Source organism: Paenibacillus sp. YSY-4.3 (genome assembly GCF_054767475.1).
Window position 1 is genome coordinate 117,533 of the sequence record NZ_BAABMC010000010.1, and the last position, 14,732, is coordinate 132,264.

Sequence of the window (14,732 nt, forward strand, 5' to 3'; positions counted from 1 at the left end):
AACTGTTCTCTCGTTAGTGCATGGACGCATATTGCCGTATTGGCAATGGGATTGCGGAATGATGATTTTCATGGAGGGATTTGCAATGAGCAAACGACATATTAATTCATTTACGATTTTTCATAGTTTGCCGGTGGACGAGGCCGCAACCCGGGCGGCGGTCATCCGTTTTCTTGAAGAAGTGCGGCAGTATCGGCAGATTGGCTACATTCGTGAATTGGCGGGCGTGACGCACAGCTATTCACAGAGATATCATGGGGCTACCCATGCGATTCACAAACCGACCGAACAGGTCGCGCTGCGCAATATCGACCGGGAGGCGGAGCTGCATGGAAAATCGGAGCTGCTGGATCAGGCCATGGGCGGGCTGACCGGTATCCAGCGCGAGGTCATTGAACGCAGCTATTTGGCGGGTGAGCGTGAATACGACTTCATCAGCTGCGGGGAGATGGGCATTAGCGATCGGACGTACCGGCGCATCAAAGCCAACGCGCTTAAACTGCTCGCCATAGCTATGAAGCTTGAAGTCTTTGTTGAACCGGAGGAGATGCGAACAACCTTATCCGTGCATGGAGTCGGCTGATGCCGGCTTTTTTTTGTGAAAACGATGGGCCAAGAATTTTATATGGGGTTGAAAGTTTTATTATATATCCACCTTTTTGGAAGCGTTTTATAATTTGAGTACAAGGCTGTATTGATGAACTAAAAGGAGCGATAGCAATATGAACATCGACTTTATAAAGGGTGCGGATATTTCATTTGTGGATGAGATCGAAAGTGAAGGCGGCGCGTTTTTTGAGCACGGGCAGAGGCGTGATGTGCTTGATATACTGAAGGATAGCGGCGTGAACTCGGCGCGGTTGCGCATTTGGAACAACCCGGAGTTTGATTATTGTAATCCGAAGAAGACGCTGAAGATGGCGAAACGGATCAAGGAGAAGGGAATGCATTTTTTGCTGGATTTTCATTACTCCGATTATTGGGCTGATCCGTCCAAGCAATATATGCCGAAGGCGTGGGAGAGTTTGAGCTTTGATGAATTGGTTGACGCTGTCGAGGAGTTTACGGCAACCTTTGTTACCGAGTTGAAGGAGCAAGGCACCCTGCCTGATATGGTACAGATCGGTAATGAAATTACGAACGGCATGATCTGGGGCGAAGGAAAAGTCGATGGGGAGCATAATACGCCAGAGCAGTGGGAGAAGCTTGGCAAGCTCATCGCGGCAGGTATACGCGGGGTTCGCGCAGCGACGGAAGGTATGGCTCCAATTCCGATCATGATCCATATCGATCGCGGCGGAGACAATGCAGACAGCCGTTCGTTCTATGACAGGCTGGCTCAATTGAACATCGATTACGATATTATCGGCCTGTCCTATTATTCGTGGTGGCATGGAACGCTTGAGGAGTTCACAGATAATATTAATGACCTGGCGTATCGTTATCAGAAACCGATTGTGATCGTCGAGGTGGCGTACCCGTGGACGATGACGCCGCCGGATGAGAAGCCGCTCATTTTCAACCGCGAGGATTGGATCTCTCCCGGTTTTCCGGCCACCGTCGAAGGACAGGCATTGTGGTTGCAGGAGCTTATGAAGCGCATAAAAAATATTCCGAATGGCCTAGGCCTAGGTCTGTATTATTGGGAACCATGCTGGATCCCTTCCAAGCCGGCCTGGTCCGTCGGACATGACAACAACTGGTCGAATCTGACCCTGTTTGATTATAGCGGCAATAAGCTCGATTCGCTAAATGCCTTTCTTGAAAAATAGCAGGCGCCTTGATTGAATTTATGACTATCATGCATAATGGGAGGTATCTAACGCTTAGGTGGTGATACCTCTTGGACTGGGGCAATGAAAATATGCGATATGTATTTTCTTCGCTAGAACGTTCGCTTCCGCTGTATCTGGAATCGATCGGCTACAGTGCATGGGAACGGATTTTTCATCGTCCAGAAGGCTATCTGTACTATCATTGGCTGCATACGCTTGATGGTGAAGGATGCTTCGAGCTTCTGGGGGAATCCGTCAAGCTGACGAAGGGAACGGGCGTACTGCTGACGCCGTTTACGCCGCACAGCTACTATCCTGCCTCGGAGCGCTGGTCAACGATCTATATCACGTTTGGCGGGGCAGCGGCGGGAGCGATTATGGAGGCGCTGGGGATGGACTCTTCTACTTTTTATGAAGAGGGGGACGACCAGTCTTTCGGCAAGCTGTTTAGTGACTTGTTTCATAGAATAGCCCAGGCCGTGTCTCACTCCAATATCGAGGTGTCTTCGGAGCTGTACGCTTTCCTTATGCAGCTGCGCAAGTTCGGCATGCTGAACAATCAGCCTTCGCTTTCTCAGTACTATCGGAAGCTTGCGCCCATCGTATCTTGGATGGAGCAGCATATATCGGGCAATGTTGGCCTGCAGGAAATTGCAGATCATGCCAATATGAGCATAAACACGCTGCATGAGCTGTTTCAGCAGGCGTTTGACTTAAGTCCGTATTCGTATTTGATTCAGCTGCGCATTCGCGAGGCGAAGCGGATTATTCTTCACCATCCGGAGCGGGCGCTGCGGGAAGTTGCTGAGCAGACGGGCTTTAACGATGTCAGCCACTTTGTCGCCACGTTCCGCAAGAAGGAAGGGATCACGCCCGGAAAGTACCGTGAGCTTCATTTAACGTCTGAGGAGCAGCAAGCTCCCGGCATGGAATCGATGTAGGGCCTGTGTTAGATGCTTGTCTCGTTCTGGAATGGATGAGACGGGCATCTTTTTTGTTAATAGATATACAAATAGTCATTCAGTAAAATCTTTGACACCGTAAGCTTCACGATATTGTTTGGGTGTGAAATTAGTCGCTTGTTTGAAAATTTTACCGAAATGACTTTGCGAACAAAAAGCTAAATTAGCTGCTATTTCGCTGTAGGAATATTTTGAATAAATCAGCAGATTCCTAGCCAAATTAACTTTCTCCTGAATAATAAAATCCCCGATGCTTATCCCTTCGCTTTGGCTAAATAGTTCCGTTAAATAATTGGCATTCGTCTTCAATTCCCTCGCGATATCTTTAATATAAATTTTCTCATGAAGATGTTTGAAAATATAATCTTTACACTGATTGATCCGGGGATTAGTGCTTTGTTTACTCGGTTTGCTATGTTTCTGTATTTTAATGTCATGAACCTTCTGCGTATACTCGTATTCAGCTTCGCGGCATAAATAAATTATTGTCTCAGGGTCTGATACTTCTTCTATTGTATAAATATAGCTGTCACTCAGAGAGTATGCGATCTCGGGAGATAAGCCGCCTTCGATTGCGGCCCGGCTTGCCAATGTGATTACCACGATACAGATATTTTTCAGTGAGCGCAGCTTATCTTTGGCAAGAACGCCATAATCGCCATTGAAACTTTCGGATAAACTCTGCTCCAATTGCTGCAAATCGCCATTCCGAATGCTGCTGAATTCCCGTACTTCCTGGTCATATGGATTATGCATTTTTCCGGCTTCCTGATTTTGAAACAGAATATTGGAAAAATGTCTTTTTACGTGTTGCTCTACCTGAGCCTCTTCAAAATTCTGATATAGTAATGCGCTTTCATTTATGGGAACCTCATAAAATAAATTGCGGAGCAACAATAGATTCTGAATCAATGTATTCATATCACAAAATGGAATAGAAGCACCTTCTGAAACGGTACTACAATCCGGGAGATGGTGCAGAAACCTTAGGGGATTCTCTACGAGCAAAGGTCCAACTAGAAAAATATATTTTGGAGTTGTAACTACGGAATATACAAAATGATGTTGATCAAGAGCGATGATGGGGATCTCGCTGGAGGATGCCCGTAATACAAAATGCTTCAACTCAGGATGCATAGCCAAATGATCAAGTACACCAGGTATGGAGCAAGTCTTCTTGAGAAAATAACCATTCAACGTGTATTTATGGATGCTGGTTTGCAAATGAGCAGCGATATGCTGCATTAAATAAGTCGTATTCATGATAGATCATTCCCTCCCCCGCTAAAAATAGTATAGCAAAGCAAATCACGCACTAAAATACAAATGCCGAACTTTCTGCTATAAAACAGGGATATATGATATAAGATGCATATTCTTTTCAATACAATATTTATAAAAAGATGATCTATAAAAATATGCAGCCAGAGAGGAGCAAGGAAATATGTATATCAAAGGTGTAAATCTAGGGAATTGGCTGGTACTGGAAAAGTGGATGAGTCCCGGGCTTTTTGAAGGTACGACGGCAGAGGATGAGTACTATTTACCGACTCAGCTCTCTAAAGAAGTTTATGAGGCACGTATCAGAGTACATCGCCAGGAATATATTACGGAACGCGATTTTGCCGCGATCAAATCGTACGGGCTTAATGCCGTTCGCATACCTGTTCCCTATTTTATTATGGGAGACTGTCCTCCTTTCATCGGTTGTGTGGACGAGTTGGATAAAGCTTTTTTATGGGCGGAAAAGTACGGGCTGCAGGTGTTAATTGATCTTCATACCGTACCGGGAAGTCAGAATGGATTTGATAACGGAGGAATTTCCGGTGTATGCAAATGGGCGCAGCAGCCGGAAAGCGTAGAATTTACTCTAAAGCTTCTGGAAAAGTTATCTGAACGCTATGGAGAGAAGCCGAATCTCTGGGGCATTCAAATACTCAATGAACCGATTACGGAGCGCTTGTGGAATGCGATAGATGTTCAAAATCGGTATAAACCGGTGGACTTGGAGATGGCAGCGGGCAGCGGGCCTATTTCACTGGAATTTTTGCGCACGTTCTATGTGGAAGCCTATCGCAGAATGCGCCGTTATCTTCCGGAGGACAAGTATATTGTATTCCATGATGGATTTGAGCTAAAAGCGTGGAAGGATTTCATGAGGGAAAGTGAATTTATAAATGTGGTGCTCGATACGCACCAATACCTTATGATGGCTGAGGTGTCTGGCTGTGAACAGACGGTGGAGGGGTATGTAAACTATGTTCAGGAATATTTTGCAAAGGATATTGCCGAAATGCAGAAGTATTTCCCTGTGATCTGCGGGGAATGGAGCTTGTTTAACTCCTATGGCTGCGGTATCGATACAGCAGGGGGATTATCTCCGGTCAATGGAGTCAAATCCAATGAAGATACATTAAGCGCAAGCAGCAGAAAGGAATTATACAGCCAGCTGGCGAAAGCACAATTGGAGGCGTGGAGCAAAGGCAGCGGTTATTTTTATTGGAATTATAAATTGTTATTGGATACGGTAAATGAGCCGGGCTGGATTGGCTGGGACAGCTGGGATTTGGGAAAATGCGTCAGTCTCGGCTGGTTCCCGGTGGAGCTCTAACAGGCTTACAATGCTCGATGCTCTATCCTAGACTCTTGCCGGTCTTAATAAGCGGCTGAAGCTGGGAATAGGTTGCATTTTGGAGGCGCTGTTCGATGGGCTGTCCGCTAGATGTCCGGTTTATGACCACGGGCTGTCCGTGCGCTGTACTTTAGACGTGTTAAATTTGTATTGTGGAAATGAATAGAGACGGACGAAAGCCGCTGACGCCATCAGCGGCTTTTGTCGTCTTTAGGCGATGCCACGGTAGCAAAAATAGCAGCCTTAGGAGGGAGGTGATACCATTGCGCAATGTCGGAGCCGGTAAATTAGAATTGCTGGGATGGTGTGCTTTATGAGAAGCGCAGTGACAGCAAGGTTGCTGGAGGCGGTGCCCGGGTTGAATGCGGTCTATAGCTCTGCTGGCGGGATGGGAGAAGAAGCTTTGCTGCCTTGTGCGTTATATTTGCAGGGCGAGGTGGAAGCAAGCGGCGTCTGGACTGGGTTGAGGCAAAGCATCGAGCTATGGCTTTACGCGCCCCGCTTAAGCCCAGCCGGATTGGATGGGTTGAGTGAGCAAACGGTCACTGCATTGGACAAGCAGCTGCTGACGGCGGAGACGGGGGAGAGATTTCTGTGCCTATTCGAGGGAAGCCTCGGGCCAGATACGCCGGATGAAGCCCGAGATGCCGTGAAGCGCGGTTTGCGGTTTGACTTGATCGTGCCGCAATCTTTAACCCGAGCGGTGCAAATTAGCAGCGACCCTTGGCTTAATGCGATCCAGGCATGGACGCAGGGCGTACTCGGCCCGGACTGGCAGATTCATAGCGGCAGCTGGCCGTTAGGCTATGAGCCGCCAGCCGTGATGTGGCGGATTATCGATATGGAAACGACGCCGCATGGGAAAACGTCTTGGGAGCTGCGGAAGAAATTTACCGCCTTTATTGCCGGGACAGATGCAGATCAAGAGCATCAGGCGATTCTCTCCCTGATCGAAGCTCTGGGTAAAGCAGTGAAGATTCCGCTGCAGTCTGGTGTTAAGACATATTTAACCGTCCAGGAGCCGAAGGTGAATTTGAATGCGAATGGCGTAACCGAGGGGCCACTGTCGGTGACATTTAGCCGACGCATCGCAGACTCCGTGGATGAAGGGCCGCTGATGCAGTTTATTCAACACAAACGAACATAAATTTGAGGTGAAAAGCAATGGCACAAAAAAAGAAAGCAGCTCAAGCGGTTCAAACAGCCGTAGCAGCTAATGCGGGTAAAGTAGCCAAAGCAGCCAAAGCTGCCAAAGCATCTGCGGCTGCCGAGCCGGTATATCCGCTCGATGAAATTATGCAGCAATCGGAAGCGTTGATGGGTGTGAAGCCGGAAGTGCTGGCCGGGGCGTTCCATTCGCTATCTGGCGGCAGCTTGACGGTACAGGAAGCGAAGAAGCAGGTACAACTATTTTTGAATAGGAAGGTGAAGTAATTATGGCAGCAGGAAATTGGAATTTGACGAGTCAGCCGGTATTGCCGGGGCTGTTCATGAACTTTGTAAGTGCGGCGGGGTCGGCGATCGCGCCGGGCGCGCGCGGCGTAGTGGTTGCGCCGGTCAAGGCGCATTGGGGGCCGATCGGCCAATTTGTGGAGGTAACGAGTGAGAATGCCATCAAGGAGCTGTTCTCGGCCGATGAGTCCGGCGGGGCAACGGCTTACACGACGCTGTTCTTGTCATTGCTTGGTGGCGCGAAGAAGCTGCTGGCCTACCGGATTGCAGACAGCTCCGCTGTGCCGGCCGAGCTCGTACTGAAGAACAGTGGGTCGAGCGCGGTGGACGCATTGAAGCTAAGCGCGAAATACAGCGGCGAACGCGGCAATGCTTTTAAGGTGACGGTTCAGCCGAGTCTGGCTGTACCGGACGTGAAGGAGCTTAAGCTCTATGAAGGCAACGCGCTGCTCCGTACGATTACGCTGGGCAGTGGCGATGTGGATGCTGCTTTTACTGCGATCAATGAAGATGCGGGGAACAAGTGGATCGTGGCGGAGAAGCTGTCTGGCGGCGGCGTGCTCGCCGATGTGTCCGGCTTGGCTCTCGAAGGGGGAGCCAGTGGGATTTCCGGGATTACGAACGCGGATTATATCGCGGCTACGGAAGCTTTTGAGACGCAGGATTTTCATGTGCTGACGCTCGACGGGACGACGGATGCGGCGCTTCGTACAAGTCTTGTCGCCTGGATCAAACGGGTGCGCAGCGAGGGCAAAGGCATTATGGCTGCACTTGGCGGAACGTTCGCGGAGGATACGGGCGCAGATGCCGTAAATAAAGCGATCGCTCGCAGTATCGCAGCCGATTTTGAAGGAGTCGTCAACGTGGGAACGGGGGCAGTTTTGAATGGAAAATCATATTCTTCCGGACAGGTCGCTTCTTGGGTTGCAGGGTTGATTGCTGGGCAGGCATTGAAAGAGTCCACGACGTATGCCGCGTCTCCATTTGAGGACGTGACCCGCCGTTGGACGCGTTCGGAGCAGGAGCAGGCGGTGCAGAACGGCGTATTCCTGCTGGTGCATGACGGCCGCCGGGTCAAGGTGCTGCGCGGGGTGAACAGTCTGATTACTTTACAGCAGGGCCAGAACAGGGGCTGGAAGAAAATCCGCAAAATCCGCGTCATCGACCAGATTAACGCTGATCTGCAGCGGCAGGCGGAGGATCATTACATCGGCAAGGTCAACAACACGGTAGAAGGCCGTCAGGCACTGATCAGCGCAGGCCAGCAGTATTTGCAGGCTTTAGCTGCGGAGAGTGTTATCGAAGCAACGGGGTACGACGTAATGCTGGATCCAAGATTTTATGGGGACGGCGCGGTCATGCAGCCTGAGGATGATCAGGTGTTCCTGACCTGGCAGGCGGATGATACCGACGTGATGGAACAAATTTTCGGCACGTTTTACGTGCAATAATTTTGAGGGGGAATATATAAGATGGCACAATATCTCGATCCAAGCCGCGTCATTATGGGGACGTTCGGGCAGATTTTTATCGATGGCGTATGGCAGTCTAACCTGAATCATTTGGAGGCCAATGTAGAGGCGGATAAAAGAGAGCTTAACCTGGTTGGCACGGAATACACCGTCTTCAAGCTAGGGCGCAAAAAAGGCACCGGCACGATGAGCGGCTACAAGGTCACCTCTGACATGATTCAGAGGGGCTTCCAGAAGTTCAATATTATTCAGAAGTTGGATGACCCGGAGGCGTATGGTTTTGAGCGCATTGAGTTGAAAAACTGCATGGTCGACAGAATTCAGCTGGCAAACTGGACGGCAGGCGAAGAGGTCGCCGAGGAAACGCCGTTCACCTTCGAAGGCTATGAACTGCTTGATCCGATCACAGGACCTTAATTATTCTTGGGATTGAAAGGAGAAAACGAACATGAGTGATGTAAAAGAGTGGAATGAACAGGATATTCTCGACGGTCTCTTCGAGACGGCAGCGAATCTGCCGGAAGAGACCGTTTTTATTTCCCGGCTGAACCTGCGTGTAACGCTGCGCGGCTTGACATCAAGCAAGGTGGATTCAATCCGCGAGCGCTGCACGGTCCGTAAAACGACGAAAGGCCATGTCTCGGAAAAGATCGACAGCGAGCTGTTTAATGCGACGCTGATTAAAGAAGCGACCTCTGCCCTAGAGGTTGTGCGCAAGCAGGGCGACGGCCAAGAGCAAAGTGTGAAGCTGAGCGGCTGGGGCGACGAGCGCATTACGAGCCGGCTCCGGCTGTCGGGCGGAGACGAAGCGGTGCGCCGCATGCTGCTCGCCGGGGAGCTTGATGCCGTAGGCGATAAGGTGCTGGAGCTGTCCGGCTTCGGGGTGGATATTGCCGACCTAAAAAACTAGCAAACTCCGGCGGCACCACGACTCTCTTGTTCCATATGTGGAGCAGGCATAGTCTGCGCCCCGGAGAGTTCTGGTCTCTCCCGAAGGGAGAGCGCATGCTGCTGCGGGCTTTTACGGAGATGGAGCTGGAGATGATGTCATCTTCAGCCTCGCCGTCCGGCTCCGGGCGGAAGCAGCCTTGATGGCTGAAATACGGCAGAAAGGAGGTAAAAAGTGGCGAATCAAGAACTTCGTTCAATGGACATCATTATCGATTCCCGAGATATCGATATTGCGGAGAGGAAGCTGCGAAGCCTCGACCGCATGCTGCTGCACACCCAGAGGCGTGCCCTCGCTCTTGGCAACACGAGAATGCGGCCGAGCATTACGTTAGAGGACCGTTTCACGGAAACGGCCATCCGGCTGAGCGCAACGATGAAGCGGCTTAATCAGGCCGCGGCCCGTCCGGTGGCCGAACTGATCGACCTGGCGACGCCGAAGATCGATAAGATCAGGAGCGCGCTGCAGGAGCTGAGCCGTACCCGATGGTGGGTTGTGGTGGATGCAGGTGGCTTTGGAGCTGCGATTGGCGGCTCTGTTGCTAAGCAGATCTGCGAGGAGGGGCAAAGTTTATTGCAGCGTATTTCGGTGACTTTTCAGAAAGCTTTAGAGTGTATTTTTGACGCGCTGGAAATTGCTGAATGTCCGGCAGAAGCGGCAGGAGAGTGTAAATGCGGAGAATCGTCGGGGTGCAGCACGCAAGAGAGCCAGCCGCTATGCGAAGCATCGGGCAAGACGCTCGGTCAGATATTCTTTGAAGCATTCCTGGAGCTCATTGATCCTCAACGTATTGTTGAAAAATTCTCGAATATTCCGTGGGATACGATGATTTCAGATGCCGGGAATGCTTTGAAGGAATTCGGAAATAAATTAATAGAGTCAATAAAATCTGATATAGCCGATGGAGCGCAAAAGGAGCTTAAAGATCAGTGGAGTAATAAATGGCTTCCGAAGATCAAGGATTCCTGGCAGAATAGCAAAGTAAAACAAGCGTGGGACAACAGCAAGGTAAAGAACGAGTGGATTCCCAAGGCCAAAGACTTATGGAATAACAGTAAAGTAAAGGGCTTTATGGATAAACCTTGGGTGAAGAAGGTAACGGAGTTTATAGGCAAGGGTAAAAAGATAATAAAAATACCGGGTATTTCACAAATCCAATCAGCCTATGAGATATTTACTGCCAAGACTGATAGAGAGAGAGCAGGGAAAATAGGGGGTTTTGTGGGCGGCCTGATTGGAACGGCAGTAACTGGCTTTTTTACTAAAAACTATATAGCAACAGTGGTTGGAAATACAGTAAGTGATATGATTGGTGAAAAAATCGGGGTAGGCATATATGACTTATTTAGTGAAAAAGGAAAACGCACATTCCATGACCCACCTTACCCTCCTGGAACGACTATAGCTGATGCCTACTTAAGTGGTGGCGGAAGGAAATCGCACCCAACTACCTATATAGAGCAACTCAAGCACGAGATTATTTTCGGTACTGGCAATAAGCCTTCTGGGACCCCGTTAACGGATGAAGAGATTTTGAGTGCAGCTGAGTATTTCAAATCATTAAATGGACCGCTCCCTGCTCCAAATCCCCCTGTTCCCCAGGCGGCTGCACCTCAGCCAGCCCCTGAGATTATAGTAAATATGCCTCCAGGGATGGTTCAAATTCATCAGCAGCAACAGGAAATCGATATTGATAGTATTTCCAAGCAGGTTGGCTGGCATGTGACTCATAATATAAGCAGAGTACTTATAAATATGACCAAATAAGGGGGGAGCAAAGAGTGGAAATCAGGTTAATAGATGAAGCCGCAGGCACCGATTTCGTGTTCCCCGTCAATCCGGAAGAGGTGAGAATCACTCGGGGCAAAGGCTACGAGACCTTGAATATGCTATCTTACGGGGAATTTGATATGGCAACGGCAGAGAGGGTGAGGGAAATCACCTTCTCTTCTTTTTTTCCCGCATGGTGGGGAGACCAAGAGACGCAGCCTGCGCCAAAGGAAGCCATGCACCTGCTGACGGAGATGATGAACAGCAAGGGCCCCGTTCGACTGATTATTGAGAATTTGGTGAACTTGCTCGTCTTTATCACGGTGCATGACACTACGTTTAAGGGCGGGGAGCCCGACGATATTTACTTCGATCTGACGGCCCGGATGTGGAGGCAGCCAAAGGTTCATACGAAGGCGGGGAGTGCTGCAAGCAACGGGAATAGCGGTGGTGGATCGAATCGTCCTGATTTGAAAAAAACGCCAAAAGCCTACACCGTCAAGTCCGGCGACAGCCTCTCCAAAATTGCCAAGCTGGAGCTCGGCGACAGCTCCAAATGGTCGGCTATTTACAATTTGAACAAAAAAACGATTGGCCCTAACCCCAATTTGATCAAACCAGGGCAAAAGCTGGTGATGCCGTCATGAGTTATGAGGTAGTTCTGGAGGATAAGCATTATTTGCGGGAGTTGATCGAAAGTGTCTCCTTGACCGATTCGCTGGATCAAATTTCGTATGAGGCCCGCATCATGCTGCGGATGCCTGCGTCTGGATTGGCGATCGCACCGGGGCAGTCGATTCGCGTAAGCGGAGTGCCCTATGGGGGCAAGGAAATGGTCTATTTGCTAAATCCCGGCGTAGTGTGGGAATGCATCAGCAGCAATCGTGGCAGCAAGAGTCTCAGCCTTGTGGTGTACGACCGGACAATTTACCTCGCGAAATCGGAGGATGAGTATTTGTTCGCTTCGGGAGGTACGGCCAGCCAGCGGCTGAAGAAATATGCGCAGGATTGGCAAATCAAACTGGCTTCCATTCCAGACACAGGGAAGGCGTTGAGCAAGGCGACCTACCGCTCTCAACCGATCTATAACATGATCGTGACGGACTTAAGGGAGACGGTGAAGCTTGGCGGGGATGCATACATGCCCCGGATGACGCCTGCTGGCCTCGAGCTGTTCAAAATCGGCAGCAACAAAACCGTATGGAAGCTCGAAGCTCTGGAGGGCATTGACCAGCATCGGACACTGGAGGGAACGGTCACTAAGGTAAAGGTGATTGGCAGCACAGATAGCAGCAAACCAGCGAGTCCGAGAACCGGCAGCGACAAGAACAAAGCCGATCCGCCATCGCAATTTTTAGCTGTCGAGACGGGGGAAGTCAGTAAATTCGGGACTTTACAGCGGATTGTGCAGGACGAGGATGTAAAGACGCCGGCGGATGCCAAAACACTAGCCAAAAGCATGCTGACCGGCCTCCAGGAGACCTTCACGGTGAACGGGCTCGACATTAACACACTGCGCGCTGGTGATAAGGTGGAGCTAAACGGTCTGGAACTGATCGTCATGTCTGTATCGCATGAGCTAGGTGATCCGGGACGCATGTCGCTGGAGCTGGGGTCATACGACTACGTGAAAAGGAGGTATTATCTCAACCATGGCTGATCCTTATAAAACATTGGCAGCTGCATTCCGGGATCAGATGACGGGGTATGCCAAAGATATGCTGTCCGGCATGTCCACGGAGCTCGGAACGATAACGGCGTCGGGGCTGAAATTGGATAATTTCAAACACGAAATCAAAAGTTATTGGGTTGCGGATTTTCCGGTTACTCTGGAAATTCCGGCTTTTCATATGGTAGGCACGATGATGACGCCCGTCGATCAGGAGGGATACCCGCTTGGAGTGCCGGGCCCGCGAACGCGTTTTGAGTTTGAGGCTGCCGAGATCAAGGATGTTCGCGTAAATTTGGCCGACGGCCTTCGGCCGGGAGATCGTGTCGTCGCCGTTAATTTGAATGGCGGCCATGAGGTGGTCGTCATGTGCAGGGTGGTGAGCCAAGGTGGCTAATTTATTTCCAGAGGAGCAGGAATGGGTTGCCGGTTCAGGCGCAGCTGAGTTGGATGAGCTGAACGTGCTGGGGGGGCAGCGTGCGGGAACTGGGGGAATGTTTGGGCGGAGCTGGCTGTTTGATTTTGAGGCAGGCGAGTTTCGGATGACCCCTACGCGAAAAATAGTGTCCGCCGACGAGACCGCAGCTTGGATCATGTGGTGTGAGAAGGCCGTGCGAACGGCAAGATACCATCACTTGATTTATTCTCGCGATTATGGGCAGGAATACGAAGGCCTGATCGGCCGGGGGATGAGCCGCGGGGCGCTAGAATCGGAGATTCAGCGCATGACGACGGAGGCATTGATGACAGATCCGCGTACGGAGCGGGTGGATCAGTTTTCTTTTCGCTGGTCGGGGGATGCCTGCTTGTTTTCCTGCCGCGTGATGAATGTAAGAGAAGAGACTGCGGTCTTAGAAGGGAGCGTGACCGTGTAATGGCTGGATTGCCAGTATATTTGCAAGAACAGACGGAAGAACAGATTATGCAGCGGATGCTGAATCGGGTGCCTGACGATATCGATAAATCGGAGGGCTCATTTATTTGGGATGCGCAAGCTCCCGTGGCATTTATGCTGTCGGAAGCGGCGCTTAGGGCCAGACAGGTGCTGGAATGGGGTTTTGCCAGCTCGTCTTATGGGCCGTACCTGGACATGCGAGCGGCAGAGCATGGCGTTGCGCGGCGTGCGGCGACGGCGGCAGCCGGACAGGTTCAGTTTACCGGAACGCCTGGCACGACGGTGCCTGCGGGCACGCTGGTAGCTACTCCGGCAGACGAAATTACGGGGGAAGCTTCTATTGAGTATGCGACGACGGCAGCCGTGACGCTGGGTGAGACAGGTGTGGAATTAGTGAACGTTCGTGCCGTAGAACCAGGCCGCAATGGCACGGTCCCTGCGGGCGTGATTACGGTGATGTCTGCTTCGGTGAACGGGATTGTGGCCGTAACGAATCTTGAGGAGACGCGGGGCGGCACGGATGTAGAGTCTGATGAATCGCTGCTGGAACGTTTTTTGAATCAGGTGCGAAGCCAGGGGACGAGCGGCAACAAAGCCCAGTATATGAAATGGGCGGGAGAGGTGCCGGGCGTTGGCGGCGTACAGGTTCATCCGTTATGGAACGGAGCGGGAACGGTCGGCATTTATTTGCTCGATACGGACAAACGCGCGGCGAACGAGGATATTGTTGCGGCCGCTCAGCAGTATATCGATCCGACGCAGGATGGGCAAGGAGAAGGTATGGCCCCGGCCGGTCCGATCGTGACGGTGATGGCGGCTGAGGAAGTGCCGGTTAACGTCAGCGTTAAGCTGACCTTGGCGGACGGCGCTACTTTGCCCGAAGTGAAGGCGCTGATCGAAAAGGGAGTACGGGCGTATTTGAAGCAGCTTGCTTTCGCAGATCCGCTCGTTCGGGTAACGCGCATTGCCTCAGTCCTGCTGGATATTCCGCCGATTATCGATTATGCGATGCTAACGGTGAATGGCAACGCGGAGACGAACATCCAAATTCAGCCCGGTCAGGTCGCCGTGTTAGGGGCGGTGGAAGTGAATGCGTAGTGTGGTGACAGAGCGTTCGTTGGCTAGTGCAAGCAGGAGTCGGCGATGTTGTTGAGGA

General features: G+C 50.9%; 17 protein-coding genes. 16 read left to right on the forward strand and 1 reads right to left on the reverse strand.

Annotated elements, in window-relative coordinates; genetic code table 11:
• The first annotated feature begins 85 nt into the window (after positions 1-85).
• The 3 genes from ACYUJT_RS22905 (at position 86) to ACYUJT_RS22915 (ending at position 2,716) form a co-directional block, all read left to right on the forward strand.
• Positions 86-583 (forward strand): ArpU family phage packaging/lysis transcriptional regulator, encoded by a 498-nt coding sequence (locus ACYUJT_RS22905; protein ID WP_460326726.1) that lies wholly within the window; start codon positions 86-88, stop codon positions 581-583.
• A 139-nt stretch (positions 584-722) separates the two neighbouring features.
• Positions 723-1,772, forward strand: coding sequence for a glycoside hydrolase family 53 protein (locus tag ACYUJT_RS22910; RefSeq protein ID WP_460326728.1), 1,050 nt, complete (start codon positions 723-725; stop codon positions 1,770-1,772).
• A 71-nt stretch (positions 1,773-1,843) separates the two neighbouring features.
• A complete protein-coding gene (locus tag ACYUJT_RS22915) occupies positions 1,844-2,716 on the forward strand; it encodes an AraC family transcriptional regulator (protein WP_460326730.1) in 873 nt (290 codons plus the stop codon).
• Positions 2,717-2,791: 75 nt separating this feature from the next.
• Here ACYUJT_RS22915 and ACYUJT_RS22920 read toward each other — a convergent pair whose 3' ends face one another.
• The gene (locus ACYUJT_RS22920; RefSeq protein WP_460326732.1) at positions 2,792-4,000 is read right to left on the reverse strand and encodes a helix-turn-helix domain-containing protein; all 1,209 of its coding nucleotides are present in this window, start codon (positions 3,998-4,000) and stop codon (positions 2,792-2,794) included.
• A gap of 181 nt (positions 4,001-4,181) precedes the next feature.
• On the opposite strand from ACYUJT_RS22920, the gene ACYUJT_RS22925 reads away from it, so the two are divergent.
• The 13 genes from ACYUJT_RS22925 (at position 4,182) to ACYUJT_RS22985 (ending at position 14,674) form a co-directional block, all read left to right on the forward strand.
• Complete coding sequence (locus ACYUJT_RS22925; RefSeq protein ID WP_460326734.1) at positions 4,182-5,348, forward strand: glycoside hydrolase family 5 protein; 1,167 nt, start codon at positions 4,182-4,184, stop codon at positions 5,346-5,348.
• Between the two features lie 334 nt (positions 5,349-5,682).
• Positions 5,683-6,516 carry a hypothetical protein gene (locus ACYUJT_RS22930; protein WP_460326736.1) on the forward strand — a complete coding sequence of 278 codons (834 nt, stop codon included), beginning with the start codon at positions 5,683-5,685 and terminating at the stop codon, positions 6,514-6,516.
• A 17-nt stretch (positions 6,517-6,533) separates the two neighbouring features.
• Entirely contained in the window at positions 6,534-6,803 is a 270-nt protein-coding gene (locus ACYUJT_RS22935; protein ID WP_460326738.1) for a hypothetical protein, read from the forward strand.
• A 2-nt stretch (positions 6,804-6,805) separates the two neighbouring features.
• Positions 6,806-8,272: a phage tail sheath subtilisin-like domain-containing protein gene (locus ACYUJT_RS22940; protein ID WP_460326740.1), complete on the forward strand. Its 1,467-nt coding sequence runs from the start codon at positions 6,806-6,808 to the stop codon at positions 8,270-8,272.
• Positions 8,273-8,293: 21 nt separating this feature from the next.
• Positions 8,294-8,710 (forward strand): phage tail tube protein, encoded by a 417-nt coding sequence (locus ACYUJT_RS22945; protein ID WP_460326742.1) that lies wholly within the window; start codon positions 8,294-8,296, stop codon positions 8,708-8,710.
• Between the two features lie 31 nt (positions 8,711-8,741).
• Entirely contained in the window at positions 8,742-9,203 is a 462-nt protein-coding gene (locus ACYUJT_RS22950; protein ID WP_460326744.1) for a phage tail assembly chaperone, read from the forward strand.
• 35 nt (positions 9,204-9,238) lie between these two features.
• Positions 9,239-9,385: a hypothetical protein gene (locus tag ACYUJT_RS22955; protein WP_460326746.1), complete on the forward strand. Its 147-nt coding sequence runs from the start codon at positions 9,239-9,241 to the stop codon at positions 9,383-9,385.
• A gap of 31 nt (positions 9,386-9,416) precedes the next feature.
• Positions 9,417-11,009: a glycine zipper 2TM domain-containing protein gene (locus ACYUJT_RS22960; protein ID WP_460326748.1), complete on the forward strand. Its 1,593-nt coding sequence runs from the start codon at positions 9,417-9,419 to the stop codon at positions 11,007-11,009.
• 14 nt (positions 11,010-11,023) lie between these two features.
• On the forward strand, positions 11,024-11,659 hold the full coding sequence (locus ACYUJT_RS22965; protein ID WP_460326751.1) for a LysM peptidoglycan-binding domain-containing protein: 636 nt from the start codon (positions 11,024-11,026) through the stop codon (positions 11,657-11,659).
• Positions 11,656-12,672, forward strand: coding sequence for an XkdQ/YqbQ family protein (locus ACYUJT_RS22970; RefSeq protein WP_460326753.1), 1,017 nt, complete (start codon positions 11,656-11,658; stop codon positions 12,670-12,672). The genes ACYUJT_RS22965 and ACYUJT_RS22970 overlap by 4 nt, the downstream gene beginning before the upstream one ends.
• A complete protein-coding gene (locus ACYUJT_RS22975) occupies positions 12,665-13,078 on the forward strand; it encodes a hypothetical protein (protein WP_460326755.1) in 414 nt (137 codons plus the stop codon). The genes ACYUJT_RS22970 and ACYUJT_RS22975 overlap by 8 nt, the downstream gene beginning before the upstream one ends.
• Positions 13,071-13,556: a DUF2634 domain-containing protein gene (locus tag ACYUJT_RS22980; protein ID WP_460326757.1), complete on the forward strand. Its 486-nt coding sequence runs from the start codon at positions 13,071-13,073 to the stop codon at positions 13,554-13,556. The genes ACYUJT_RS22975 and ACYUJT_RS22980 overlap by 8 nt, the downstream gene beginning before the upstream one ends.
• The gene (locus ACYUJT_RS22985; protein ID WP_460326759.1) at positions 13,556-14,674 is read left to right on the forward strand and encodes a baseplate J/gp47 family protein; all 1,119 of its coding nucleotides are present in this window, start codon (positions 13,556-13,558) and stop codon (positions 14,672-14,674) included. Before ACYUJT_RS22980 ends, ACYUJT_RS22985 begins: the two co-directional genes overlap by 1 nt.
• The last annotated feature ends 58 nt before the right edge of the window (positions 14,675-14,732 follow it).

What these genes read in the sequence shown, in the direction of transcription:
- ACYUJT_RS22905 (WP_460326726.1), top strand. Translation starts at nt 86, where the DNA reads ATGAGCAAACGACATATTAATTCATTTACGATTTTTCATAGTTTGCCG.
- ACYUJT_RS22910 (WP_460326728.1), top strand. Translation starts at nt 723, where the DNA reads ATGAACATCGACTTTATAAAGGGTGCGGATATTTCATTTGTGGATGAG.
- ACYUJT_RS22920 (WP_460326732.1), bottom strand. Translation starts at nt 4,000, where the DNA reads ATGAATACGACTTATTTAATGCAGCATATCGCTGCTCATTTGCAAACC.
- ACYUJT_RS22925 (WP_460326734.1), top strand. Translation starts at nt 4,182, where the DNA reads ATGTATATCAAAGGTGTAAATCTAGGGAATTGGCTGGTACTGGAAAAG.
- ACYUJT_RS22930 (WP_460326736.1), top strand. Translation starts at nt 5,683, where the DNA reads ATGAGAAGCGCAGTGACAGCAAGGTTGCTGGAGGCGGTGCCCGGGTTG.
- ACYUJT_RS22935 (WP_460326738.1), top strand. Translation starts at nt 6,534, where the DNA reads ATGGCACAAAAAAAGAAAGCAGCTCAAGCGGTTCAAACAGCCGTAGCA.
- ACYUJT_RS22940 (WP_460326740.1), top strand. Translation starts at nt 6,806, where the DNA reads ATGGCAGCAGGAAATTGGAATTTGACGAGTCAGCCGGTATTGCCGGGG.
- ACYUJT_RS22945 (WP_460326742.1), top strand. Translation starts at nt 8,294, where the DNA reads ATGGCACAATATCTCGATCCAAGCCGCGTCATTATGGGGACGTTCGGG.
- ACYUJT_RS22950 (WP_460326744.1), top strand. Translation starts at nt 8,742, where the DNA reads ATGAGTGATGTAAAAGAGTGGAATGAACAGGATATTCTCGACGGTCTC.
- ACYUJT_RS22955 (WP_460326746.1), top strand. Translation starts at nt 9,239, where the DNA reads ATGTGGAGCAGGCATAGTCTGCGCCCCGGAGAGTTCTGGTCTCTCCCG.
- ACYUJT_RS22970 (WP_460326753.1), top strand. Translation starts at nt 11,656, where the DNA reads ATGAGTTATGAGGTAGTTCTGGAGGATAAGCATTATTTGCGGGAGTTG.
- ACYUJT_RS22975 (WP_460326755.1), top strand. Translation starts at nt 12,665, where the DNA reads ATGGCTGATCCTTATAAAACATTGGCAGCTGCATTCCGGGATCAGATG.
- ACYUJT_RS22985 (WP_460326759.1), top strand. Translation starts at nt 13,556, where the DNA reads ATGGCTGGATTGCCAGTATATTTGCAAGAACAGACGGAAGAACAGATT.